This is a genomic window from Bacillus sp. FSL K6-2431, assembly GCF_038005165.1.
Lineage (GTDB): Bacteria > Bacillota > Bacilli > Bacillales > Bacillaceae > Bacillus > Bacillus pumilus.
The window spans coordinates 1-23,675 of record NZ_JBBOSQ010000001.1 but is presented as its reverse complement, the minus strand read 5'-3'; the positions used below and the strand labels follow the sequence as shown (position 1 = coordinate 23,675).

Annotated in this window: 26 protein-coding genes and 1 riboswitch; of the genes, 3 read left to right on the top strand and 23 right to left on the bottom strand. The window is 40.8% G+C overall.

Annotated elements, in window-relative coordinates:
* Nucleotides 1-2 precede the first annotated feature (2 nt).
* Both MHH40_RS00130 and MHH40_RS18795 read right to left on the bottom strand, forming a co-directional pair.
* Nucleotides 3-887, bottom strand: a complete 885-nt coding sequence (locus MHH40_RS00130) for a YIEGIA family protein (protein ID WP_003215905.1) — start codon at nt 885-887, stop codon at nt 3-5.
* Entirely contained in the window at nt 884-1,477 is a 594-nt protein-coding gene (locus tag MHH40_RS18795) for a YphA family membrane protein (protein ID WP_429747819.1), read from the bottom strand. The genes MHH40_RS00130 and MHH40_RS18795 overlap by 4 nt, the downstream gene beginning before the upstream one ends.
* Before the next feature lie 129 nt (nt 1,478-1,606).
* Between MHH40_RS18795 and MHH40_RS00120 the strand changes: the two genes are divergently transcribed.
* Nucleotides 1,607-1,738, top strand: a complete 132-nt coding sequence (locus tag MHH40_RS00120) for a YpzI family protein (protein ID WP_003215762.1) — start codon at nt 1,607-1,609, stop codon at nt 1,736-1,738.
* A gap of 53 nt (nt 1,739-1,791) precedes the next feature.
* Here the strand turns inward: MHH40_RS00120 and fni are convergent, their stop codons facing one another.
* The 17 genes from fni to MHH40_RS00035 form a co-directional block, all read right to left on the bottom strand.
* On the bottom strand, nt 1,792-2,859 hold the full coding sequence (gene fni, locus MHH40_RS00115) for a type 2 isopentenyl-diphosphate Delta-isomerase (protein ID WP_251190368.1): 1,068 nt from the start codon (nt 2,857-2,859) through the stop codon (nt 1,792-1,794).
* Nucleotides 2,860-2,873: 14 nt separating this feature from the next.
* A complete protein-coding gene (gene rpsA / locus MHH40_RS00110; protein ID WP_003215529.1) occupies nt 2,874-4,025 on the bottom strand; it encodes a 30S ribosomal protein S1 in 1,152 nt (383 codons plus the stop codon).
* 223 nt (nt 4,026-4,248) lie between these two features.
* A complete protein-coding gene (gene cmk / locus MHH40_RS00105) occupies nt 4,249-4,926 on the bottom strand; it encodes a (d)CMP kinase (RefSeq protein ID WP_335355980.1) in 678 nt (225 codons plus the stop codon).
* Nucleotides 4,927-4,997: 71 nt separating this feature from the next.
* Nucleotides 4,998-5,180 (bottom strand): DUF5359 family protein, encoded by a 183-nt coding sequence (locus MHH40_RS00100; protein ID WP_003215744.1) that lies wholly within the window; start codon nt 5,178-5,180, stop codon nt 4,998-5,000.
* Nucleotides 5,181-5,243: 63 nt separating this feature from the next.
* Nucleotides 5,244-5,891 carry a flagellar brake protein gene (locus MHH40_RS00095; RefSeq protein ID WP_268458326.1) on the bottom strand — a complete coding sequence of 216 codons (648 nt, stop codon included), beginning with the start codon at nt 5,889-5,891 and terminating at the stop codon, nt 5,244-5,246.
* Nucleotides 5,892-5,994: 103 nt separating this feature from the next.
* Entirely contained in the window at nt 5,995-7,344 is a 1,350-nt protein-coding gene (gene ypeB, locus MHH40_RS00090) for a germination protein YpeB (protein ID WP_003215550.1), read from the bottom strand.
* A 16-nt stretch (nt 7,345-7,360) separates the two neighbouring features.
* Complete coding sequence (gene sleB / locus MHH40_RS00085; protein WP_310024774.1) at nt 7,361-8,272, bottom strand: spore cortex-lytic enzyme; 912 nt, start codon at nt 8,270-8,272, stop codon at nt 7,361-7,363.
* A gap of 127 nt (nt 8,273-8,399) precedes the next feature.
* Entirely contained in the window at nt 8,400-9,062 is a 663-nt protein-coding gene (gene prsW / locus MHH40_RS00080) for a glutamic-type intramembrane protease PrsW (RefSeq protein ID WP_003215795.1), read from the bottom strand.
* Nucleotides 9,063-9,217: 155 nt separating this feature from the next.
* Entirely contained in the window at nt 9,218-10,189 is a 972-nt protein-coding gene (locus MHH40_RS00075; protein WP_003215846.1) for a YpdA family putative bacillithiol disulfide reductase, read from the bottom strand.
* Nucleotides 10,190-10,312: 123 nt separating this feature from the next.
* On the bottom strand, nt 10,313-11,587 hold the full coding sequence (locus MHH40_RS00070; protein ID WP_003215501.1) for a Glu/Leu/Phe/Val family dehydrogenase: 1,275 nt from the start codon (nt 11,585-11,587) through the stop codon (nt 10,313-10,315).
* A 195-nt stretch (nt 11,588-11,782) separates the two neighbouring features.
* Nucleotides 11,783-12,364, bottom strand: a complete 582-nt coding sequence (locus MHH40_RS00065; RefSeq protein WP_003215601.1) for a genetic competence negative regulator — start codon at nt 12,362-12,364, stop codon at nt 11,783-11,785.
* 165 nt (nt 12,365-12,529) lie between these two features.
* Nucleotides 12,530-13,318, bottom strand: a complete 789-nt coding sequence (locus MHH40_RS00060) for a metallophosphoesterase (RefSeq protein ID WP_212045952.1) — start codon at nt 13,316-13,318, stop codon at nt 12,530-12,532.
* 87 nt (nt 13,319-13,405) lie between these two features.
* Nucleotides 13,406-13,858, bottom strand: coding sequence for a DUF2663 family protein (locus MHH40_RS00055; RefSeq protein ID WP_050943835.1), 453 nt, complete (start codon nt 13,856-13,858; stop codon nt 13,406-13,408).
* 64 nt (nt 13,859-13,922) lie between these two features.
* Nucleotides 13,923-14,684, bottom strand: a complete 762-nt coding sequence (locus tag MHH40_RS00050; RefSeq protein ID WP_050943834.1) for a LysM peptidoglycan-binding domain-containing protein — start codon at nt 14,682-14,684, stop codon at nt 13,923-13,925.
* A complete protein-coding gene (locus tag MHH40_RS00045) occupies nt 14,629-15,270 on the bottom strand; it encodes a CPBP family intramembrane glutamic endopeptidase (RefSeq protein ID WP_050943833.1) in 642 nt (213 codons plus the stop codon). Before MHH40_RS00045 ends, MHH40_RS00050 begins: the two co-directional genes overlap by 56 nt.
* Complete coding sequence (locus tag MHH40_RS00040) at nt 15,267-16,775, bottom strand: RecQ family ATP-dependent DNA helicase (protein WP_050943832.1); 1,509 nt, start codon at nt 16,773-16,775, stop codon at nt 15,267-15,269. Before MHH40_RS00040 ends, MHH40_RS00045 begins: the two co-directional genes overlap by 4 nt.
* On the bottom strand, nt 16,768-17,820 hold the full coding sequence (locus tag MHH40_RS00035; RefSeq protein WP_050943831.1) for a helix-turn-helix domain-containing protein: 1,053 nt from the start codon (nt 17,818-17,820) through the stop codon (nt 16,768-16,770). The genes MHH40_RS00040 and MHH40_RS00035 overlap by 8 nt, the downstream gene beginning before the upstream one ends.
* A gap of 267 nt (nt 17,821-18,087) precedes the next feature.
* Between MHH40_RS00035 and MHH40_RS00030 the strand changes: the two genes are divergently transcribed.
* Nucleotides 18,088-18,336, top strand: coding sequence for a ferredoxin (locus MHH40_RS00030; protein WP_003215700.1), 249 nt, complete (start codon nt 18,088-18,090; stop codon nt 18,334-18,336).
* A gap of 34 nt (nt 18,337-18,370) precedes the next feature.
* Here the strand turns inward: MHH40_RS00030 and MHH40_RS00025 are convergent, their stop codons facing one another.
* Complete coding sequence (locus MHH40_RS00025; protein WP_012010414.1) at nt 18,371-18,952, bottom strand: ECF transporter S component; 582 nt, start codon at nt 18,950-18,952, stop codon at nt 18,371-18,373.
* 144 nt (nt 18,953-19,096) lie between these two features.
* Nucleotides 19,097-19,228: riboswitch (FMN riboswitch) on the bottom strand.
* Nucleotides 19,229-19,515: 287 nt separating this feature from the next.
* On the opposite strand from MHH40_RS00025, the gene serA reads away from it, so the two are divergent.
* Nucleotides 19,516-21,090, top strand: coding sequence for a phosphoglycerate dehydrogenase (gene serA / locus MHH40_RS00020; RefSeq protein ID WP_012010415.1), 1,575 nt, complete (start codon nt 19,516-19,518; stop codon nt 21,088-21,090).
* A gap of 35 nt (nt 21,091-21,125) precedes the next feature.
* On the opposite strand, the gene MHH40_RS00015 is transcribed toward serA, so the two are convergent.
* The 3 genes from MHH40_RS00015 to sigX all read right to left on the bottom strand — a co-directional run bounded on the left by MHH40_RS00015 (nt 21,126) and on the right by sigX (nt 23,500).
* Nucleotides 21,126-21,770 (bottom strand): M23 family metallopeptidase, encoded by a 645-nt coding sequence (locus MHH40_RS00015; RefSeq protein ID WP_050943830.1) that lies wholly within the window; start codon nt 21,768-21,770, stop codon nt 21,126-21,128.
* Between the two features lie 100 nt (nt 21,771-21,870).
* Complete coding sequence (locus MHH40_RS00010) at nt 21,871-22,980, bottom strand: hypothetical protein (protein ID WP_050943829.1); 1,110 nt, start codon at nt 22,978-22,980, stop codon at nt 21,871-21,873.
* The gene (gene sigX / locus MHH40_RS00005; RefSeq protein ID WP_003215976.1) at nt 22,892-23,500 is read right to left on the bottom strand and encodes an RNA polymerase sigma factor SigX; all 609 of its coding nucleotides are present in this window, start codon (nt 23,498-23,500) and stop codon (nt 22,892-22,894) included. The genes MHH40_RS00010 and sigX overlap by 89 nt, the downstream gene beginning before the upstream one ends.
* Nucleotides 23,501-23,675 lie beyond the last annotated feature (175 nt).

The window sequence follows — 23,675 nt, the reverse complement described above, 5'->3', positions numbered from 1 at the left end:
TATTACCTCACTTTCTTTTTTATGAACTCTGTCGGCATTCTGATGGCATTTTCTAAAATGGGTACTTCTTCTAATACACGGACAGCGAGATCTTCACGATACCATTGCGGTAAAATGAACACGCCAAGTGTGCCGTTATTCAAATCACGCTTTGCGAGCGGACAGAGTGATGGTTCACCGGAGTCGCGATACACACCAAGTACATTGGATAAATCAAATAAAATGGCTTGCCGCTGCCCAAGGTTGGCAATCGTTGTGGCTGCGTTGAAATTTTTCGGTGTCAAAATAAAGCCCATCCCATGCTCTAATATGAGCTTTTGCTTTTCGGGCAGTCCGATATTCATGATGTAAATATCGTTCACATAAAGCCCTGCCCCATCAAAGCGAAGCTCTCCTTTTTGTATGTTGACAATATCCTTTAATTGGCTGCCAGACATTAATAGCTTTGCCAAGAAAAAACAAAGAATACCGACCACTGTCCCTATAACGAGCGAGAAGAAAATACAGGCTGTGGTCGTAATCAGTGCCGTGAGAATCGCAATATAATTTCGGCTTTCAAAGGCAATGGCAATGCCTTCTATATATGTACTGCCTCTTGAGACTAGCTCATATGAATCCATTTGAGTTAACGTATTTCTTTCCATATTGCGGACATCTCTGAATTGCGTGGCCGCCAGCGTGAGAAAGGTAATCGCCGTAAATTCCTCCTGAATGAGTGCAGGCATAATGATCGCACCAAGTCCTGAAGCGATAAAACCAAGCGCAATGTGAATCACTTGTCCATGAATATACGTAGGGTATTGCCGGTAATCTGTTCTTAACATATAAAGCCTGGCCGCCATCCCAAAGATGACACCAATAATCACAGGAAACGTATAATCCGTCATGTTGATTTTGCAGCCCCTTTTACTGGTTTTCTTGATGAACGGGCGTTCAAGAGCTTTTCAAGCTGATCGACACCTAATAGGAAGATGGACCCTTGAACAACAAGGGACAGAAAAGAGAGATCTCCTATGACAATCGATGATGTTAGGCGGTGAATTGTGAGCGCATAAAGGGCTTCGCCAAGACATACAGCCATCATCCATAAGGTGACTCGTTCTGTGAAATGATGTCCATATGTCAAAGACATCAAGATCAGCAAGGCAAATACGACCCAATCCACTTTAATTAGCGTGAACCAAACCGGATCATATAATGCAAAAATCATAAAAAAGGCATATGCGCTCACCATAGAACCTAATTGTACGATTCTCATTATTTGATGCCCAGACCGGAATATAACGAAACCCGCACATGCATATAAAAAGGTCATCAAGTACCCCGCATTCAGGCTCATATCAAATATGGATATCATGAAATGACTACATATAATATGGACAAGGACAAAGACGCCTAGCACATTACGCCATGAGCTTTTTTCCATAATAAATGTCACGATAATCCAAACGAACCATATGGACCAATAATAGTACAAAGCCTCCAACGTCTCATCACCTCAATTACATTATGGGAAAATCCCCAATTTTTAAACGTAAGGGATTGCTTTGGGCATTGTATGAAATAAACAAGAGGTGACACCCTAATGGTTGAGGAGGGATGTATGATGGGAAAAGATAGACAGGAAAAACGCTTAAAGGCATCAAAAAGAGTGGAATCAGACCGTGATCAATCCATTCATTATAAAGGGGCAACAGCATTAGAAGGTCCAGATAGTGCGCGAAAAAGAAATCAATAAAAAAAGGCATGTGATGACCACATGCCTTAGATGTTTAAGGGCTAAACTTGCTTTTAGTCCTTTTTCTTATTTGATCTTAAACTATAGTACGTTGTGTCGATGCCTCTTTCTTTGAGCCAATGACTCGTTTCACCTGAAATGACAACTTGGGTTTGTCTCAGCTCTTCAATGGTCTTCACGCCAAGGACTGTCATCATCATCTTCACATCTTCTTGAAGATCTATGATATTCGCGATGAGACCGCTCTCCCCTCCGTCAGTCAGTGATTTTAAGAAAAAGCCAGCTAGACCAGCAGCGGATGCGCCAAGTGCGATTGATTTTGTTACATCAAGGGCGTCTTGTATACCTCCCGAGGCTAAAATCGTTTGATCTGGAAAACTTGTATGTACTTCAGCAAGACTCGCTGCAGTTGGAATCCCCCATTGATCAAAATAATGAAGTGCTTTTTGGCGGCGAAGATTTTCGATCTTAGAAAAGTTCGTACCACCAAATCCGCCTACATCAACGGCCGCAACCCCAGCATGAAATAACTTTTTGGCCGTTTCCTTGCTCATGCCAAATCCAACTTCTTTTACGACAACAGGCACACCAACTGATTCATTGATGGCTGCGATGCGCTCAAGTGCCCCCCTGAAATCACGGTCTCCTTCAGGCATGACAATCTCTTGAATCACATTTAAATGAATCTGGAGCATATTGGCCTCCAGCATCTCAACGGCTTCCTTCGCTTGCTTCATCGTTGCCTCACTGCCTAGGTTCGCAAAGACAATTCCATCTGGATTCACTTTACGAACAACTTCATACGTACGTCTTTCTTCTTTATCTTTCAGTGCAGCCATTTGCGATCCAACTGCCACCGGAATATTGGTTTCCTTCGCTGCGATCGATAAAGAGCGATTAATCTCATAGGTCGATTTTCCGCCTCCGCCAGTCATTGCATTGATAAAAATTGGCGAACCGAAAGTCAGTCCGCCAATTGTTGAATGTGTATCAATTTGTGATGTTGCAAGATCTGGTAAACTGGCGTGAACGAAGGAAACATCTTTTAAACCTGCTTCTGCATGCTGTCCAGTGGACAAGGCATGTTCAATATGCTGCTTCTTTCTTTCTGCTCGCGTCAATTTTGATCACCAAATTATTTTAATTTATTGAGCTTATCTCCGATCAGGTCACCAAGCTGGAATCCACTTGTGTTTTCTTCTTTCGCCTGATATTGACGATAATTCTCTTCGATTTGTTTTTCAGGATTTTCTTCTAAATCACGGATGCTTAGTGAAATGCGTTCTTCATCTTCATTCACATCAAGCACTTTTACTTTCACAGTCTGCCCTTCTTCAAGGACTTCATGCGGCGTACCGATATGTTTATGAGAGATTTGAGAAATATGCACAAGTCCTTCGACGCCTGGCAGAATTTCAACAAATGCACCAAAGCTCACTAGACGTTGAACAGTTCCTTCAAGCACATCACCTTGTTTTACCTTTTCACCAATCTGGCTCCAAGGTCCTGGTAATGTTTCTTTAATAGATAGTGAGATACGTTCGTTATCACGATCAACAGCAAGTACTTTGACCTGGACTTCCTGGCCTTCTTCCACTACGTCAGATGGCTTTTCAACATGCGCATGGGATAGTTGAGAAATGTGAACCAATCCATCAATGCCGCCAATGTCTACAAACGCACCAAAATCAGTAAGGCGTTGCACTTTACCATCAATCACACTGCCTACTTCAAGTTTTTGCAAGAAGTCTTGCTTTTTGTCTAATTGCTCTTGCTCCACTACTGCACGGTGCGAGAGAATCACACGATTTTTTTCGCGGTCAAGTTCGACCACGACAAGTGAGAGTGTTTTACCTTTGTAGTCTGAAAAGTCCTCAACATAGTGCGCTTCTACAAGAGATGCAGGAATAAATCCACGCACACCAATGTCTACGACAAGACCACCTTTTACAACGTCTTTTACTTCAGCTTCAAATACTTCTTTTGTTTCAAACTTTTTCTCTAGGTCTTCCCAAGCGCGGTCTGCATCAACAGCACGTTTCGATAAAATCAAAGCATCGTCTTCGACTTTTGTTACTTTAAGCTCTAATTCGTCGCCATCTTTCACGACATCTGATGCTTTTTCAACGTGAAGACTTGATAATTCACTGATTGGGATGATCCCAGGTTGTTTCACATTGACGATATCTACATTGACATGCTTGTCCTCAACTTTAGAAACAATCCCTTTCACTACATCTCCAACCTCTGGTACCTGAACATCGATTTGATTCATTTCCTCTGTCATTTCGATAACCTCCTTGGTCCAAACCTACACAGCTTAGTTAAAACGACTGGGTGAATATGTGTCTTAAGCATGATGATTGCCAGCCGAGTATGTATTATAGAAACATTCAAATCAACAGAATTGCTTGAATGATCAATAAAAATAGTATTAGTATAAACTTCTAATAAAAGACCTTGTTTGTCAAGAGATAAACCTCTAACTTATAAAAGTTTTCTAAAATTTCTTACAGTTTCTCCACACGGTCTGCTGCATCTAAAATTTTACCTGCTACCTCTTGAATGGTAAGAGAAGTTGTGTCAATCTCAATGGCGTCATCCGCTTTCTTAAGCGGTGAAACTTCGCGCTCAGAGTCAAGCTTGTCACGTCTTGCAATCTCTTCGACCAGCTGATCGTAATTGACATCGTAGCCTTTTTTCTGATTCTCTTCAAAGCGGCGTTTTGCTCTTTCTTCTACAGATGCAAGCAAGAAAATTTTCACTTCGGCATCTGGAAGAACGTGAGTACCTATGTCTCTTCCGTCCATCACGACACCGCCTTTTTTACCAAGCTCTTGCTGCCTGCGGACCATTTCTTCCCGAACAGCTCTGTGCTTTGCGACAACCGATACTTGGTTGCTCACGCGGTCTGTGCGAATCTCTTCTGTCACATCGGTATTGTCTAGATGCACTTTTTGACCCTCGCCTGTTGAGACAAGTTCAATCACCGTTTTCTTTAGTAGTGCATCAAGCGCCTGCTCGTCTTCGAGATCTACACCATGGTGAAGTGCCGCAAGCGTAATCGCGCGGTACATGGCACCTGTATCGATATAAATATATGATTTTTTTGCTGCGACAATTTTTGCCACAGTGCTTTTTCCTGCTGCTGCAGGACCGTCAATTGCGATAGATAATTTCTTTTTCATAATACCTCTCCTTGATTGAATCTCCCTTATGAATTGTAACACGATCACCGGTCAAACGGGGGAATTTTCTATCAATCCTTCTGCTTAAACGTCTCGATCCAATCTTCAATGCTCATGTTATTTACACCCTCGTATTGCACGACTTTTGACAAAAATAGTTCTCCTTTTGTCAAATGAAGTGTGATCTGAACAGCTAATAATAAGACAAGCTGAATGAGCACCGCTTTAAATAACCATCTTTCCATTGTTTTCATACAAAAAGCCTCCACGCTAGATTCTATTACCTCTAGTATGGAAGCTTTTAACATCCTTTATTCTTATGCTTTTTTCACACGTGTTAAAAGCTGCTGCTGGAAGCAGTACTTCATAATGTGCTGTTGCTGATCATTTGTGATCTCAGAAAACTCCATGATCGCTCTTGTTTTGCCAGTCTGCTCATCTTGATAAACTCGGCTCATCTCTGCAACCGCTTTAATTTTAACAGGCTCTTTCAGCGGAAGTTCAAACTCTGTGATCACTTCTCCGTATTCTTTCAATGAGACACCTTCAGGAACAGCAATTGCTAAGCCGCCAGCACTCATATTGACAATAAACGTGTCAAAGGATTCTTCACCCGTTTGCGTGATCGCGGTTTTGACCATTGTATCGACTCTCAGGTATTCTCTACGCTGAAGCCGAATCATTTCTTCTTTTGGCGGAATGGAAATGACGATCATCGGAATATCTTCTTTCCTCTTGCCGATGACTTCGCTTGTGCATTTGTATGGAATTTGATTTTCATCGAAAAAGAAAACGGTGATTTCTGTTTGCTGGTTTAAATAGATCGTGCGTCCCGTTTCTTTATCAGCTGGATAATTAATGCAAATATCATCGTTATTATTTTCCAAAACTTTCGATTTTGCAGTTTTCACTTCTTTGTTCTCATTGACATATTCAATTGTGATTGCATCCCCTATTTGTAACATTCCTCATCACTCTTTTCATCTGTGAAATCATATCCTCTCCTATATTAAACCATGTATAAAACAAAAGGAAAAGGCTTATTCGCCTTTTCCTCGTTTCCTTTTTTTATAGGTCTTTATATATAGGTTCTGCGTTTTTTAGTTTATCTACTCGTTCTTCTTTTCCAGTATCCGCATTAATGAACATTCGGTACGTATCATTTTTTATCGTTCCTAGGAACTCATAGCATAAAACTTCCTCTGACATATCGTTTTGAACAATCGCTACATGAGTATCTTCGATTTTCACATGCTGATTGAGCGTTTTCTTCGCTTCTTTTTGCGAGATTTTAGGTGCTTTGATGTCTCTTGTTTTATGATTCGTTAAATAGTCTTTCGCTGAAAATCCAACCACTTCACCATCGTCTAATGCGACCTTCATACGTATACTATCTGGATACAGCAGTACATTTTTTTGAAGAGGTACATAGGTAAATACACCGATATTATCAAATTGCGCACTTTCATCTAAATGGAATGACTCAGCATCAAATCCTTGCTTCTTTAAGAAGCTGAGTGCTTTTTCTGATGCTTGGTTTAAACTGATTTTCTGTTTTTTCACGTCTCGATTTTGAAGAAGGTAGACTGGATGTCCTCCTTTTTCAGTCAAGTCTAAATAGAAATTCGCTTTACTATCAGGATCTGACATCGATAAGCTGTACACATCTCGATTGGTTTTGCTTCCGCTTTTTCTCACCTTAAAATGTTGATTATGATCAGGTGCGAATTGCTGGGCAATGCGTATCGCTTCTTTCTTTGAAATCTTTTTACCCTTTAAATGATTGTAGCCGCGTGTTTCTGCTTCTGTGGACACATTTGTCGGTCCGAGATCGACATCTGCAAATGCATCTGCATTTCTCTCGACTGTTTTCAACCCGTCAATGATGGTGTTATCATTTTTTCGGTCACCATCAGCAAGTGCCATTTCAACATCCATCCATTTTAAATTTTTATTGAGGACGAGGTGCTGCACTTGTCTCAGTTCGTTTTGGATATCAGATGCTTGCTGATATAAGGACGTAATGGTTTTGTGCGTATTTTTGTTTAATGGTTCATCTGATAAGGATTTAACTGATGATTTGTAGCTAAAGTCTCCGACATTCGCCAAAAATTCTTCCGTTTTGTTAAAAGGCATTAATGTGAGCGGAAGCTGACTCACATTGTTATGTGCTTCTGATGACATTCTCCATACATCTGCAAGTGCCGGTGAAATCGACGATTGGCTGTTCATCGCAAGCGTTGCCCCAAGTTTGTCGTGCAGCTGATCCACTTGGTACGTTAAATCGTGGAAGGCCCTCTGATAGTTGTTCTCTGCGTGCAGCAGCACTGCGTCTTTTTCTTGATGCTCTTTATAGCCCCAATAACCTGTTGAGATGACAGCAATTCCTAAAATGGCAATCAATATTCCTCTGATCATTTATTTACACCTCTTTCTATTCGCAGAAAATATGTTTCCCAATTCGTTTAATTTGTGGTCTTCCCCAAATCCATGGACTTGTTGCTGTATCAGGATTAAAGTAATAGACGGCGCTCTCAGACGGGTCCCAGCCGTTAATGGCATCAAACACAGCCTTTTTTGCAGTTTCATTTGGTGACATATAAAATTGACCATCCGCCACAGCTGTAAACGCAAGCGGTTCAAAAATAACTCCTGCGATTGTATTTGGAAAAGTCGGGTTGTTCAAACGGTTTAAGATGACGGCAGCGATCGCCACCTGTCCTTCATACGGCTCGCCCCTTGCTTCACTATAAACCGCTTGTGATAAGAGCTGAATATCATTACTAGAAAAACCACCTGGCATGTTGGCTGCCGTTTGTTTCGGTGTTTGATTTGCTTGCTGATTGCCTGACTGTTTCGCAGACTTTCCAGGTGCTCCGCTTTGACTTTTTTGATTCTCTTTCGCACCTTGAGCAGTCTTTTTTTGTGAGCTTCTTTTCGCAGGAGCTTTTGTTTGCTGATCAAGAGGTTTCCCGCCATAATGGGTAAACTCATTCCCCTTTTGCAGCTGCTGCTGAACAAAGTCTTTATAGTATTTTGTCTTTTGAACTAATAGGCTTTTTGTTTGTTTACCTACAAGTCCGTCGACCTTCTTTACACCATATTGGCTTTGAAAGTTGCGAACGGCCCAGTACGTCCCCCAGCCATATACACCATCAATTTTGCCATTGTAAAAGCCATTGTATTGGAGCCGTGCTTGCAGCTCGACTACATCTTCTCCTGTCGCACCTCGCTGGATGACTTGACTGGTGAAGGCTTCACTTTTTTCAGTTGTCATCAGTGATGTTGCGAGTAGAACGATTGAGAAGATAAGGACGATTTTTTTCACGAAACGAGCTTTGTCCATATTTGATCCTCCTGTACTTTTGATGTTTGAATATATATTTCTTCCAATCCCTATTTTTATACATTCATCACAGTAGAGAAATGGATGAAAAGACAAAAAAACGCCCTATCAACTGATAAGACGTTTTCTACATTAAATTTTGCACCATTTTCACTGAACGAGCTTTTTTTGCTTTTCGCAGGCCAAACCACCATAAAAAAATCATGAATGGCAGCATGATATATCCCCAATTTTTCATTCCTAACAATATGAAATCATATAGGCCGTGAAAAAGCACAGGAAGCGTTAGAGAAAGGATCAGCCATTTGCGCTGCTCCTTTTTATCAGAGAAGCGGGCTTTGCCGATATAAAATCCCATCACAACACCGAATAAAGCATGACTTGAGACGGGTAATAAAGCACGGGTGAATGCATATTCAACCCCGTGACCGACCAAATAAAGAATATTTTCAAGTGTTGCGAAACCAAGTGAGACACTCGTTCCATATACAATCCCATCATAGTGTTCGTCAAATTGGGCATGCGCATAGACGCTGACCATTAAAATAAACCATTTTAAAGATTCCTCTAAGAAGCCCGACGTCACAAATGAAATCAAGATAGGGTTCGTTGCGATATGCTCCTCTTGAAGGACATATTGAATAAACATGGTTGGAAACACAAGTATAACACCTAGCATAAAAGATCTGATGACCATGTGTACCGGCTCATTGTCGTACTGATCTTTCAAATAAAAATAACTTAAAAGTGCGATGCCGGGAGCTAAACCTGCTGAGATGATTGCGATCATAACCAGACCTCTTTCCCTACATTATCCTTCATTATCGTACCATGATTTACCCTTTTTTTATATGACTCGAGCCCATTTTTATGAAAATATTCTTCTATATAATCCCATTTTATATCAAAAAGAACCGAATCCCTTGGAAGGATCCAGTTCTTTTTTTATGCGTTCATTCTTTTATTAATTTCTTCTGCAATTAGCCCCCCATGAAATCTCCCGTTTTCAATGAAAATTTCATTGGCATTATTTCCAGCTGCAATCACTCCTGCGATGAAAATACCTTCTACGTTTGTCTCCATCGTCTGTTCATCAAATGCTGGGCGGCCTGATTCTTGATCAATTGTCACACCCATTTTTTCTAAGAAAGAATGATCTGGATGATAGCCTGTCATGGCAAAAACATAATCACTTTTCACTCGCTCCGTTTGCTCTTGCTGGTTTGTAAAAATCACTTCTTCTTCTGTAATTTCCTTCACCTGTGCTCCAAACTCCATTCGAATCGTTCCATTTCGCACAAGTGCTTCAAACTCTGGCAAAATCCAAGGTTTGATGCTAGATGAATATTCAGTTCCTCGATAAAGTACAGTGACTCTGCTTCCGCATTTCACAAGTTCTAGCGCAGCATCGACACTTGAGTTTTTCCCGCCGATCACCGTTACATCTTTATCAAAGTATGGGTGTCCTTCTTTAAAATAATGATACACATGTGGAAGGTCTTCCCCTTTGACATTCATATAGTTTGGATGGTCATAGTAGCCAGTAGCAATCACGACATAATCACATGAATAGTCGTCTTTTGATGTGCTCACGGTAAAATGGCCATCTTTTTTCGTCACAGCGGTTACTTTTTCAAAGGCATGCACACGCAGGTTTTTTCGTCTGACTACTTCTCGGTAATAAGAAAGCGCCTGGATACGAACGGGCTTGCGATTTTCAGTAATAAAAGCGACATCACCAATCTCAAGCTTTTCACTTGTACTGAAAAAGGTTTGATGTGTTGGGTAATGATAAATACTGTTAACGACATTCCCCTTTTCAATGACTAGTGCATCAATTCCGATTTGCTGGAATGCGATGGCAGCTGATAATCCGCAAGGGCCGCCTCCTATTATGATCGCTTTTTCTTGTTTCATTTGTTCCACTCCTGTCGTTTCAATGCAATAACAATTGCTAGCTGTTGATGATTTGTTCCCATTCCATAAAAAAATCTCCTATATAAGGATAGGAGATTTTTGGGCGCGATGCAAATAAGCCGCTTAAATCCAGCCTCTGAATCGAGAAGCTTCAGCCATTTTACGTACGCCGACCATATATGCAGCAAGACGCATATCGATGCGGCGGTTTTGCGCCATTTCATAAATATTATTAAATGATTTCACCATCATATCTTCTAAACGAGTTTCGACTTCCTCTTCAGTCCAGTAGAACCCTTGGTTATTCTGCACCCATTCAAAGTAAGAAACCGTTACACCACCCGCACTCGCAAGTACGTCTGGGACAAGCAGTACTCCACGATCTGAAAGAATTTTTGTTCCTTCAAGTGTCGTTGGACCATTCGCTGCTTCTACGACAATTTTAGCTTTAATGTTTGCCGCATTATCTTCAGTGATTTGGTTCTCAATGGCTGCAGGTACTAAGATATCACAATCGAGCTCAAGCAGCTCTTGGTTTGTGATGGTATCGTTAAATAATTTAGTAACGGTTCCAAAGCTGTCACGTCTGTCAAGCAAGTAGTCAATATCAAGACCATCTTCATCGTATAACCCGCCGTAAGCATCTGAAATCCCTACGATTTTCGCTCCGGCATCATACATGAATTTAGCCAAGTAGCTTCCTGCATTTCCGAATCCCTGTACGACAACACGTGCCCCGTTAATGTCAATTCCTTTTTTCTTCGCCGCTTCTTTGATGCAGATCGTCACACCTTTTGCTGTTGCAGTATCACGTCCGTGTGATCCTCCAAGAACAATTGGTTTTCCGGTAATAAATCCTGGCGAGTTAAATTCATCCATTCTAGAATATTCGTCCATCATCCATGCCATAATTTGAGAGTTTGTAAACACATCTGGAGCTGGTACATCTTTTGTTGGACCAACGATTTGACTGATTGCGCGAACATAGCCGCGGCTTAGTTTTTCAAGCTCTCTAAATGACATTTCTCTTGGATCACAGATAATACCGCCTTTTCCTCCGCCATAAGGAAGATCCACAATACCACATTTTAAACTCATCCAAATTGAAAGCGCTTTTACTTCTTTTTCAGTAACGTTCGGGTGGAAACGAATACCGCCTTTTGTCGGTCCAACAGCATCATTGTGCTGCGCGCGGTAACCAGTGAAAATTTTCACTGATCCATCATCCATTCGTACTGGAATTTTCACAGTTAATAGACGAATTGGCTCCTTCAGCAATTCATACACTTCTTGCGGATACCCTAATTTGTCTAGCGCTTTATGTATGACGGTTTGAGTTGACTTTAAAACATCTAGCTTATCTTCTGCGTTATGAGCGGCGTTTTGATCGGCTGCCATTAAAATAAACCCCCTAGAAATCTTTCATGATCTACTGCTCCCTTTCAAGCAATAGTATACACCTTCGTACTGGTAAAGCAAAGGTAAAAAACGTTTTTTATCAAAATAAAATATCAGCGTTTATAAATATAAAAAGGATATAAAAAAATACTGTTGTTTCATCACAACAGTATTAAATATAATAGAAAAAAGTGATTAAAAATACATTTGAATCGTTTTCACTGCATCATCTTGCATGATCACTTTTCCGTATTCTTTTAGCCGATGAATCGTTAATGTCGTAGGTGAACCGAACTCCGCTAAAATGGAAATGACGGTATCAGCTGATAGTTCTTCAAAATCATCTAGGCTGAGAAAATATTGACCTTCATAATGGTAAACTGTACCCCCTAAAAGTCCAATACGACTTAAACTATGGGACAGTTGAATCACATCTTCAAACGAGGCAAATTGATAGAGCACATGATGACTCTCGTCGAGCTTGACTTGCATCTCAATGTAATCTTCATCAAACTCATCATCATCAGCATCATCCTGCTGACTCTTTGTGACAATGACGACCATCCCCTGCGCCTGAAGTGAAAATACTTCAACAGCAATCGGTCCACTCGCTTCAAAACCGAGCTCCTGATTCGCTTCGTTCATCATGTCTTTAAACAGCTGATGGACTTTGAACGAATCTTTCCAAAGGTCTTCTTTCGTAAGACCCCGGTCTGTCAGGTCATCTAGTGTGAGAAAAATTTTGATTTTATTATAATTCAGACGCTCCAGTCGCATAACGTTCCCTCCTGCCTCTTCTAAACACACATCATACTGTAGTATATGAGATGATGAGTCATAGGTTCTTAATTTTGTATTCAGTTTACACTGTGTCAAGACGGAAGACAAGCATGAAGCTATGCTTACGGTGACTTTTATGGAAAATATTGAGGGCGCAGCCAGTCATCGCGTTTTTACAGGCATTAAATAGATCAGATGCGTTTCCGGTTCTGCCCCGAGACGCATTGGAATCTTTGTTGTTCCATAGCCATTACTAATGAGAAAAAATGCGCCTTTGACCTGACCTGTTCTTCCTTTTTCATACGGACCAAATTTCCCAATTCGAATCTGACCTCCATGTGTATGACCGCTCAAAACAAGGTCGATCCCCTCATCTTCACTCATTAAATGATGTACATCTGGGTTGTGTGATAAGAGAATATTTACGTCATCTTTCACAAACTCAGGTCGTATCGCTTCATAATCCGCCTTTTCAAGCCGAATATCATCGATGCCTCCAATTTTGATTGACTGGCCTTCGAAACCCCACACAGCTGTTTCATTTTGCAGGGTCGTCACATCGTAAGCATGAAGAATCTCTTTAAGCTTTTGCTGGTGCAGCTCGTGATCATTATTTCCCCAAACAAAATAAACGGGCGCAATTCTTGATAAACGTTTCACATTTTCTTCAATTCTGGCGTAGGGTACACCTTTTTCTGCTAAGTCCCCGCCTATCATAATGACATCCGGTTTTTCTTGTGTGACCTCAGCTAATAATGAATCACTAATCAGCCGCCGGTGTGTATCAGAAATAAAGAAAATCACTGCTGGTCGATCTGATTGAAGTGCTTCTATTGTAAAGTAATGCTTTTTGATGTTGTTTTGTTTTGCCGTTTTCACCATTTTTGCCGTTACACACACACCTGTTGTAACAGCCGCAATGGCGGCAGTAAATCCGATGGCATATTTCATCATAAATGGCTCCCTTGCATATGTGTCGTTCATAAGACGCTTGAATGAAAAAAGACGTTTCAACTATTAAAACGTCTTTTTACACATTTATTTACTTTCATAATAGAGATTAATGTCATATTGCTGCTGCATATAGCGAAAAACCGCTTCACGCTCTTTCCACTGGTCTGATTGCGGCCATAAGTCTGTGCTTTTTTGTATAATCTCACATCTAAGGCGATGATATTCATCCTCAGCCTTTTCTTCTTTTTTCTTATAATAATAAGATGCATAAAAAGCAAACACCTCAGCCATTATCCAAAATAGAAAGACCTCATGACTGAGCAGCGTTGCAATCATCGCTTCCGGCTGAAGCGAGCCTCCCTTATTTGCCGTTATCACAAAATAAAACAAAAGAATCGCCAGTGACAAAAGGGCTGTCCATTGCCACCTTCTACACTGCTTGGCAAAGCCCTCATATTTGTGCTTTCTTTTGATCAACGTTTCCATCATTTTCTGTGTCGGCTGATCCATATAGCGGCTGATTGCGTGCAAAGTCATCACATACACCCTGTCCCTTTTTTCTACATATGTATGTGCTTTTTCATTCGTTCATGTCAGGTAATTAGTTTTCCAATGGAATATTGAGTACTTGACCACTGTATACACTGTTCCCATTTAAATGATTGTAGGCTTTTATTTTCTCTTCACCTGATCGGCTTTTGTAATATTTCATCGAGATTCGATACAGGTTTTCCTCTGGGCCAACAGTGTGCTGGACGACACGAACTGGCTTTTCTTCCTGCTTCTTTTTCTCTTCGACTTCTTTTCGTTTTTTCTCTTCTTGCTGTTTTTGGAGGGCGAGCTGCTGCTGTTCACGCTTTTTCGCAGCTGCGGCTTTTTCACGCTCTTCTTTCTCTTTAGCAGCTTTTTCTTTTTTCTTTTGCTCTGCTTTTTCTTTTGATCGCTGCTTTTCTTTTTCTTCATCTTTCTTTTTCTTCTCTTCATCAGACGCATCCGCTTTATCAGCGGTTGCGTCATTTTTTGTTTCGGCTAGTGCTGACGGAACTGGGTCTGTGTCAGCACTTGAGGTTTTATCAATGTATACACCCTGATTGTTATTATCGTTGATTTCCTTTGAAGTGTAGTAGATCAATAGAAAGAAAACAGTGATGACGATGATAGGAAAGATAATAGCCAATGTCGTAAACAAAGGATTGCGCACTTTTTTCGTACGCTGCTTCTTATATTCATGAAAGTCTTCTCGTGTAGGAAAGTGAGAGTCATCAGAAGGATGTACTTTTTCTTCAAGAATTTCCTCTACATTGTCGTCATGGTTGTTTGTCAGCTGCTCCTTCTTTCTCTGCATTCTCGACATTTCTTCCATGTTCATCCCTCCCCTTATATTTCAAACGAATTTGACAAGCAAAGACTAAGTCAATGACAAAATGTGTCATGACAGGAACAAATAAATTCCCCGTCCACTCGTATAAAAGTCCTAAAAAAATACTAATGGAAACCACGAGGATAAACAAGAGTATTTTTGATAAATAGCGAAAGTGAAGAAGCGCAAACACGATGCTGGCAATCTCAAGTCCAAATTGCTGTTGAACAATTCCGCGAAATAGTATTTCCTCTGAAAAGGCAATGAGAAGTGCTAACCAAACAATATGCGGAATGCTTCGGTTTTTGAACATCTTTTCATTTAAACCGCCATCATCATACATATGAGCAGGAAACACCTTCATGACAATTGCATCTATAATAATGACGAGCAATGCACCGCCAATTCCATATGTTAGAATGCGCATATCATGAATCTGCCAAAGGGCTGTAAAATCCGTCCATTGATCGAACATAAATATGCCTAGTAAAAAAGAAACGATAAGCATGAGCAGCTGCGTGAAATACAGCTGTTCTACGACTTGTCGATCGGTTAATTTTTCAATGATTCGGCGATGTTGTTCAATCAATGCTGCGCCTCTTTTGTCAGATGAAACATACGATCCAGCACAGTCTTCCAGTGTTTCATTTCATTCAGCTCCAATGATTGTTCTTTTTTTTCATAATCAGACAGGTTCAGTCCGCAAGAAGAGCAGCAATGCTCAGAGGACGCGCGCTCTGTTTGATCAAGCTGTTCGTGAAAATATGATAACAGAGATTGTCTAAAGCAGTCATGATCCATGATCCGCTCTTTAAATTGCCACACTTTTTTTAGCTTTTCTGTTTGTCTGTCCTGCAATATTTCTTTTAGATTCATCAGAATTGCCGGGCGCTGTTCGGACTCATGCATCATGTAATAGTGCGTCAGCATTCTTGCACGCGTCTCCTGAAGCCCTGTTTCCATCAATCGTTCACGTAATTTTTTTTCATCATTTGTCTGCATTTGAGTCAGTTGTGATAAGTAGAAATCAATTTCTGGTTCGTCAAATCCTTCTGCTTGGATCAAGTGTAGCTGAATATCTGCATCCTCTTCTGTATATAAAAGAATGCTCACACTGTTTTTCCCGTCCCTTCCCGCTCTTCCAATCTCTTGCATAAATGCTTCAATCGATTGCGGAGGGCTCATATGAATGACAAACCGGATATTTGCTTTATCAATTCCCATGCCAAAAGCACTCGTACAGCAAATGAGATCAAGCTGACCGCTAATAAATTGCTGCTGAATGAGCATACGATCTCCTGCGTCCATTCCGCCATGATAAAACTCAACACGCTGATTGGTTTTTTGTTTCATACAGAGAGCAAGCTCTTCTGTCATTTGCCGGGTTGGGCAATAAATAATGCCTGGTCCTTGCAAAAAATCCGCAAGCTCAATGGCCCGTTTCTCTTTTGCTTCTTTCGATTCGTGCACTTCTTTGACTAAGGCAATGTTCGGGCGGTTGACGGAATGAATATGAAAGTCTGGATGCTGCAACCTTAGCGTTTGCACAGTATCTTTTAGCGTTTGTTTCGTTGCTGTAGCTGTAAGAGCTAAAGCCACAGGATGACCTAACGCTTCTCTCCATTCTCCGAGCTTCGAATATTCAGGACGGAAATCATGCCCCCATTCTGATATACAATGCGCTTCATCGACGACAAACAGACCAATACGCATCGATTTGAGCTGTTCAAGCAGCACTTCTGACATTAATGCCTCAGGTGCGACGAATAGAAATTTATATGATGGCAAATGCCGAATGATATGTCGCCTCTCCTGAAAAGACAATGTGCTATTAAGCGCCGCCACTCGTTTTTCTCCGCGCATTTTCATTCGTTCGACTTGGTCCTCCATAAGCGATAAAAGCGGCGAAATAATCAGAACCAGCCCGTCTGTCATATAACCGGGAATTTGATAGCAAAGTGACTTTCCTCCACCCGTAGGCAGCATGGCAACCGTATCTTTTTGATGCAGTACACTTCGAATAATGTCCTCTTGACCTGCTTTAAATGTGTCGTGGCCAAAGTATCGCATGAGCGTCTGATGAAGCTTATCCATTTGCTTTCACCATCCTTGTCAGTGCCAATCGTATTTGAAAATAAGTAAATGGATGCTCGAGCTTTTCTTTAATTAGCTTCATTTTATTTGTTTGCAGCTCTCTGGCTACAGCAAGGATCTCCCGCTGCTCTTTTATACTCACATAGGGATCTATTGAAAAGCTTGGCTCATGTATCGACAGCTCCACGATATGATCTTCAATCGTTGCCTTTTTTAATGAACGAATGTGAGCAATTTGTTCAATATCAAATCCTTTTTGGACAAGCTCAAGTGTTTTGTGAGTAGAAGTTGTTAACACGCGTTTAAATTCAAGGTCACCTACGAGCTTCTGCAAAGTCGGCGCCTCACCTTTTTGGGCAGATTGAATAAAATAATGGAGTACATTCCAAAAAAGCAAGTACACATACCACACATCTTCTTTCATCCACTCCGCCATTTGCTGATACGTACGCCCGATTCGTTCATGTGAGGTCAATGAGTAAACAAAAATCAGTGCCTCTTGATCACTTAGGTTCATTAGGAGTTTTTCTAGTTCATGATGCAGCTCTTCTGAAAGCTTGCTTTTCTGCTGATGCTGTTTCAAAAAAGATTTCGTCCAGCTTTGAACTGAGACATCTCTTTGTATTGGAACATATTGATGTGATCCAGCCATATGGTGAGAAAGCACTTGTACAAGTAAAGAGAGCCTCATCCATAGCATCTTTGCTTTATCGTGGTATTTGGCACCATGAAAATAAGCAGGCATCGGTTTTTCAGAGAAATGCTGGTGTAGCATTTGCTGCCCTGCTCCAGTGATACTCAGTGTCTCATCGGTTTTTCTAATATAGTGCTTCTCTTCAAGCTTTAAAGCAGAACGATTCAGCTGATCCCTCGTAAACCCCGGGTAACAGCCGAAGTACCTGGAAAGCTCAAACAAGCTGGCATCCTGTATGGTTTGAGATGATTTTTTTCCTTTAAAAAGATGGTAGACAGCACTAATGGAGCGTTCGCCGTTCAATTTATATACGCTGTCCATTAACATGACATCCAAATAATGAAGAGTCATTCATCAAAGCACCTGTCTTCCTGACAAAATTCGAATATTTTCTCCCTTTATTTTAACAGATTTCATACAAGAAGAAATGTTTAAACTCAATTTATGGGGGAAAGTTATGAACAAACCCTTATGTGATAAGCATTCTCAATCACTTTACAGTTGAAATGTGAATTTAAAATCATTACAATAAGGTTTGAGGAAATTGTTTTTTATCGGTGAAACTAAAAAGGTTAAACCATGTGTTCCATCGAACTATTTGGGAGGTATTTTTTTAACATGGCAAAATATACAATTGTAGACAAAGACACATGTATTGCTTGCGGCGCATGCGGTGCAGCTGCTCCAGACATTTATGATTATGATGATGAAGGCATTGCATTTGTTACGCTTGACGACAACCAAGGGACTGTAGAAGTTCCAGAAGTACTTGAAGAAGATATGCTTGATGCATTTGAAGGATGTCCAACTGACTCAATCAAAGTTGCGGACGAATCTTTCGAGGGTGACCCACTTAAGCATGAATAGTATAAAAGCCCCTTATGCAGGGGCTTTTTTTATATTAACTATTTTGAAGTCGGCGTTTATTTTCAAACCATGGACGCATTTTCACAAAAATGAAGCTAAATACGATGGTAATGATGATTCCTTTAATAAAGTTAAAAGGTAAAATCCCTGCTGTAATGGTCGTCTTGAGCGCATGATCTGATAGTTCAGGTGCGTTTAAAAACCATGTGTAAGCTGGCAGGAATAAGAAGTAATTTAAAATGCTCATCATCACAGTCATAAGTAATGTACCCATGATCATTGACCAAGCCATTCCTTTTGCTGATTTAATTTTTTTGAACATAAAGGCGACTGGTAAGATGAATAGTGTGCCTGCAATGAAGTTCGCGACTTGCCCAACTGGAACGCCGGACATACTGCCTTGAATGAGATAATGCAGAACATTTTTTAATGCCTCAACGGCAATTCCTGCACCTGGCCCATAAATTAAAATCGCAATAATCGCTGGGATATCGCTGAAATCAATTTTCAAATACGCTGGAAGCCCTGGGAAAGGGAAATCCAATAAAATTAACACGAACGAAATACTGCTAAGCATACTGGTGACGACTAAACGTTTTACTTTACTTTGATTCAATATTCTCTCTCCTTTTCGATCAAATCTTTCGAAAAGAGGATTGTTCAATTTCAGCCACAAAAAAACCGCTCATGAAAACAGGAGCGGGGAATTTAGGCTAGACAAATAAACGTGTGAAAAACCAAGTTTTCAACGTTTACGAACCTCCATCTTCTCCCATCCAGACTATACTGTCGGCTTCGGAATCACACCGAATCCTGCCAAAAAAGGCTCGCGGGCTTAGAGACTATGCTCATCACCGCCGGTAGGGAATTGCACCCTGCCCCGAAGATTGATCATTATTCAATTCGACATCATTATATATGATATATGAGCATTTGTACAGATAAAAATCCTGAGCAATTTCATCAGTTTTAAGAAATCGCAAAAAACTTAAAAATTATAATGACAAATACGAAAAAATTGGTTATCTTTTGTTTAAAGGTGTCCATTCTTTATAAAGACACCAGGAAATGTTCGTGTTTTCTTTTTCGCTTTACTGCTTTAATTTGATTGACACAGCGAAAAGGAATATGGTAAATTATCAGATATTTATGACGTTTATTTTAGGAGGAAATCTTACGATGTTTCGAGTATTAGTCTCAGATAAGATGAGCAATGATGGTCTTTTACCACTTTTAGAATCAGATTTTGTTGAAATTGTCCAAAAAAATGTAACAGAAGCAGAAGATGAATTACACACATTTGATGCCTTACTTGTCAGAAGTGCGACGAAAGTGACCAAAGAGCTTTATGAAAAAATGACTTCATTAAAAATTGTCGGCCGTGCCGGTGTGGGAGTAGACAATATTGATATTGATGAAGCAACCAAGCATGGCGTCATTGTGATCAATGCACCAAACGGTAATACGATCTCCACAGCTGAGCATACATTTGCGATGATCTCTTCACTCATGCGTCATATTCCACAAGCAAACATTTCTGTGAAATCAAAAGAATGGAACAGAGGTGCCTATGTTGGTGCAGAGCTTTATGGAAAATCTCTTGGGATTGTTGGACTTGGCAGAATCGGAAGCGAAATTGCCCAGCGTGCAAGAGCATTTGGCATGACAGTCAACGTATTTGACCCGTTTCTGACAAAGGAACGCGCAGAAAAAATCGGTGTCAATGCCAAGTCACTTGATGAAGTACTCGAAGTATCAGATATCATCACTGTACATACCCCGTTAACAAAAGAAACAAGAGGACTTCTCAATAAAGAAACAATTGCAAAAACGAAAAAAGGCGTTCGCCTAGTGAACTGTGCACGCGGTGGTATTATTGACGAGCGTGACCTTCTTGAAGCGCTTGAAAGCGGCCATGTTGCAGGAGCTGCACTCGATGTATTTGAGGTAGAACCTCCTACTGATAATCCGCTTGTAGACCATCCGCTCGTCATTGCGACTCCGCATCTTGGCGCATCGACGAAGGAAGCACAATTAAATGTAGCGGCGCAAGTATCTGAAGAAGTACTTCAATTTGCAAAAGGACTCCCTGTTATGTCATCTATTAACCTACCAGCGATGACAAAAGACGAGTTCAAAAAAATTCAGCCTTATCATCAGTTTGCAGGAAAGCTCGGACGTCTTGTCTCTCAATCAATGAGAGAACCTGTAAAAGAAGTAGGCATCTCTTACGAAGGCTCTATTTCAAAACTCGAAACATCCTTTATTACAAAAAGTCTTCTGTCAGGCTTTTTAAAAGAGCGTGTTGATTCGACTGTAAATGAAGTCAATGCTGGAATGGTGGCAAAAGAACGCGGCATTAGCTTTAGTGAAAAGATTTCTTCCAGTGAATCTGGTTACGAAAACAGCATTTCTATTGAAGTCAAAGGCGACCTTTCAACCTTTACTCTAAAAGCAACCTATATCCCGCATTTAGGAGAACGCGTTGTTTCCATTAATGGATTTAATATTGATTTTTATCCAGATGGACACCTTGTCTACATCCAGCATACTGATGCACCTGGTGTAATTGGAAAGGTTGGACAAATTTTAGGCGACCACGATGTCAACATTGCGACAATGCAGGTAGGACGTAAAGAAAAAGGCGGCGAAGCCATCATGATGCTTTCTTTCGACAAGCATCTTGAGGACGAAATTGTCAAAGAATTAACCGAAGTGCACGATATACTTTCTGTCCGTCTGATCGACCTATAAAAAATCATGATAAACCTCATGCACATGCATGAGGTTTATTTTTTTGAAACCATTAAACGATCTCCCGTTCGGATGAGATGAGTGGTCAGCTCATTGATCTGTTTCAATTGTTCCACAGTCATCTCATGCGCCTTTGCAATCGACCAAAGGGTATCTCCTTGTTTAATGAGATATGTATTGTTCTCTTGTCCGTTTACATGTAGGGCCGGCTCTTGGAAGCGATCCATTGCAATGATTGTGAGTGGATCCACCGCATCTTCTTTGCTGACTGACCAATGCCCCCTGTGCACCTCAAAATGCAAATGAGTGCCTCTAGACGCCCCTGTGTTGCCGATAATGCCGATCGGCTGTCCTGCTTCTACATGGTCACCCTTTTTAACAAACCGCTCGTGTAAATGTGCATAGACGGTTTCATATCCATTTGGATGCTGGATAAACACAACCTCACCATAAGTAGCAGATACATACGAACGCGAGACCTCACCTTCACTTGCAGCAAAGATGGATTCTCCTTCTGGCGCAGCTATATCTAATCCCATGTGCGAGCCGCCTCTTGTCCCAAACAAATCTGTGACTTCTCCTTTTATCGGCTCCACCCATTCGCTTGTTTCCTGTGCATGAGCAACAGGCGAAAAGATCATCAAAAAACAGCTGGCACATATGAAGCAATACCTTTTCATTAGTGACTCCCCTTCTTTGAGGTTCTTTTTATGACAGCTTAGTATACAGCAAGGAAGCTATTTTCTATACATCAAAAAAGAACGCAATTTCTTGCGTCCTTTAACGGTCTTTTATGACAACTGGATTCGGCAGAGCCGGCACCTCTATCGGTTCTTCTAATTCATACGGACCAACTTGATCTGTTCCCGCCTGTTGAATGGTGACCTCTGTAAAACCAAAATCTTTCGCTGAGAGCAGCAGACCTTCAATGAGTAAAATATGATCATTTGAGTCCGATAATTGCGCTGATGCTCCAAACGTAATGGTCACATGTTTTCCTTTAGACGTCACTTCTTTAATCGGTTCGTCTTTAATTAATGGATCAAGTCCTGCATCGCTTGTACGCTTCATAGCTTCTACCGCATCTTCATACGATGAATAATGCGTTTTTGAAGGCACCAAAAAAGTCCCGCTCTTATTCTCTAAAACATAATAAGCGTGCTTTGTTTGTTTTTCAATCGATATTGTTCCAACGCTTCCATTTGCTCCTAGTTGAAGGTGAGAACCTTTGGCTGTCTTGACTTGCACCTGCTCATATTTGCTCCATTTTAGCGTTTCTTTTACCATATCTTTAAACCTGCTGGCTTCTTTTAACGTATCAAGGGACAAATCACTTTTTAATTGAAAAACAAGTGTATCTCCTTTTTCACGAAGGTCCACCATATCCATATAAGATTGAAGAGGCTTTGTCATTTCAGGCAGCTGCACCTGTTCATATGTGTTCACCATATCCTGCAAATGATCATACTCATCCTCTTTTTCAATGCTAATCGGAACCACTTGAGAGGTCGAATCATCTATGTATGCTATGGTCATAAACTTTTGCTGCTGCTTACGAGACACAACGTGTGAGGGGCCATTAGTCTGTTTGACCGCCTCTAATGTGGCGTTTACCTGACTTTTGTCAGCACTTGAGTCCATTTTCATTTGCTGATGATGATCTTGAGCAGCTGGCTGAAATAAATGAGGAGAAATTAAAAACGCCATAAATAAAACCACAACGGTTGCGACCGCTGGACCGATCCATTTGGCACTTTTCTTTTTCTGCCCGCTTGCCATCAGCATCTGCTGGTATATCTGCTTAGATGAACGGTTGTCCTCCACCTTTGGAAGCTGACTTAGTAACACCTTGATTCGTTCTTCGCTCCAATCGGACCTGTTCGTTTTCATTCACTAGCTCCTCCTTCAAAAGCTCCATATGTTTTCGGAGCACTTTCAGGCCTCGGTGCTGCGTTGTTTTGACTTTGCTTTCCGAGAACTTTAGCGCCTTTGCCGTCTCCATGATTGAGTAGCCCTGGATAAATCTTAAAATGATGACAGCTCGTTGATCAATCGTGCACTGATCAAGTGCGGCATAGATTTCTTTTACATTTTCATCCTGTACAGCTAGTTCGTCTGGGAGCAAGTCTGGGTCCTTTACATCCTGCTTATCCCAATCAAACGTGCCGAGTACCCGTTGTCTAATGGTTTGCTGTTTGCGAAACCAATCAATTGCCACATGCCTCGCAATTGAAAACAGCCATGTTTTCTCGCTGCTTCTTCCTTCAAAAGTTTTATATGAGTGAAGTACCCGGATGTAAACCTCCTGAACGAGATCCTCTGCCTGATTTTTATCTTTAACCATATAAAATAAAAACTGGTACAAATCTTGATGGTACGAATCATATATTTTTTGAAAGGTTTCATGCATAGGAAACCCCTCCGTTCACTTATTTTTGTCGAGTGACTCTTAAAAAACGTTACATTACAACTTTATGACAAATATATTACAAGTTCGACAATTTGGGAAGGGCTTTTTGTTTAACTTCTCCTTAAAAATATGAAAATAAAAAAACACTTCTTCTTCTTTCGAAAAGAAGTGTTAG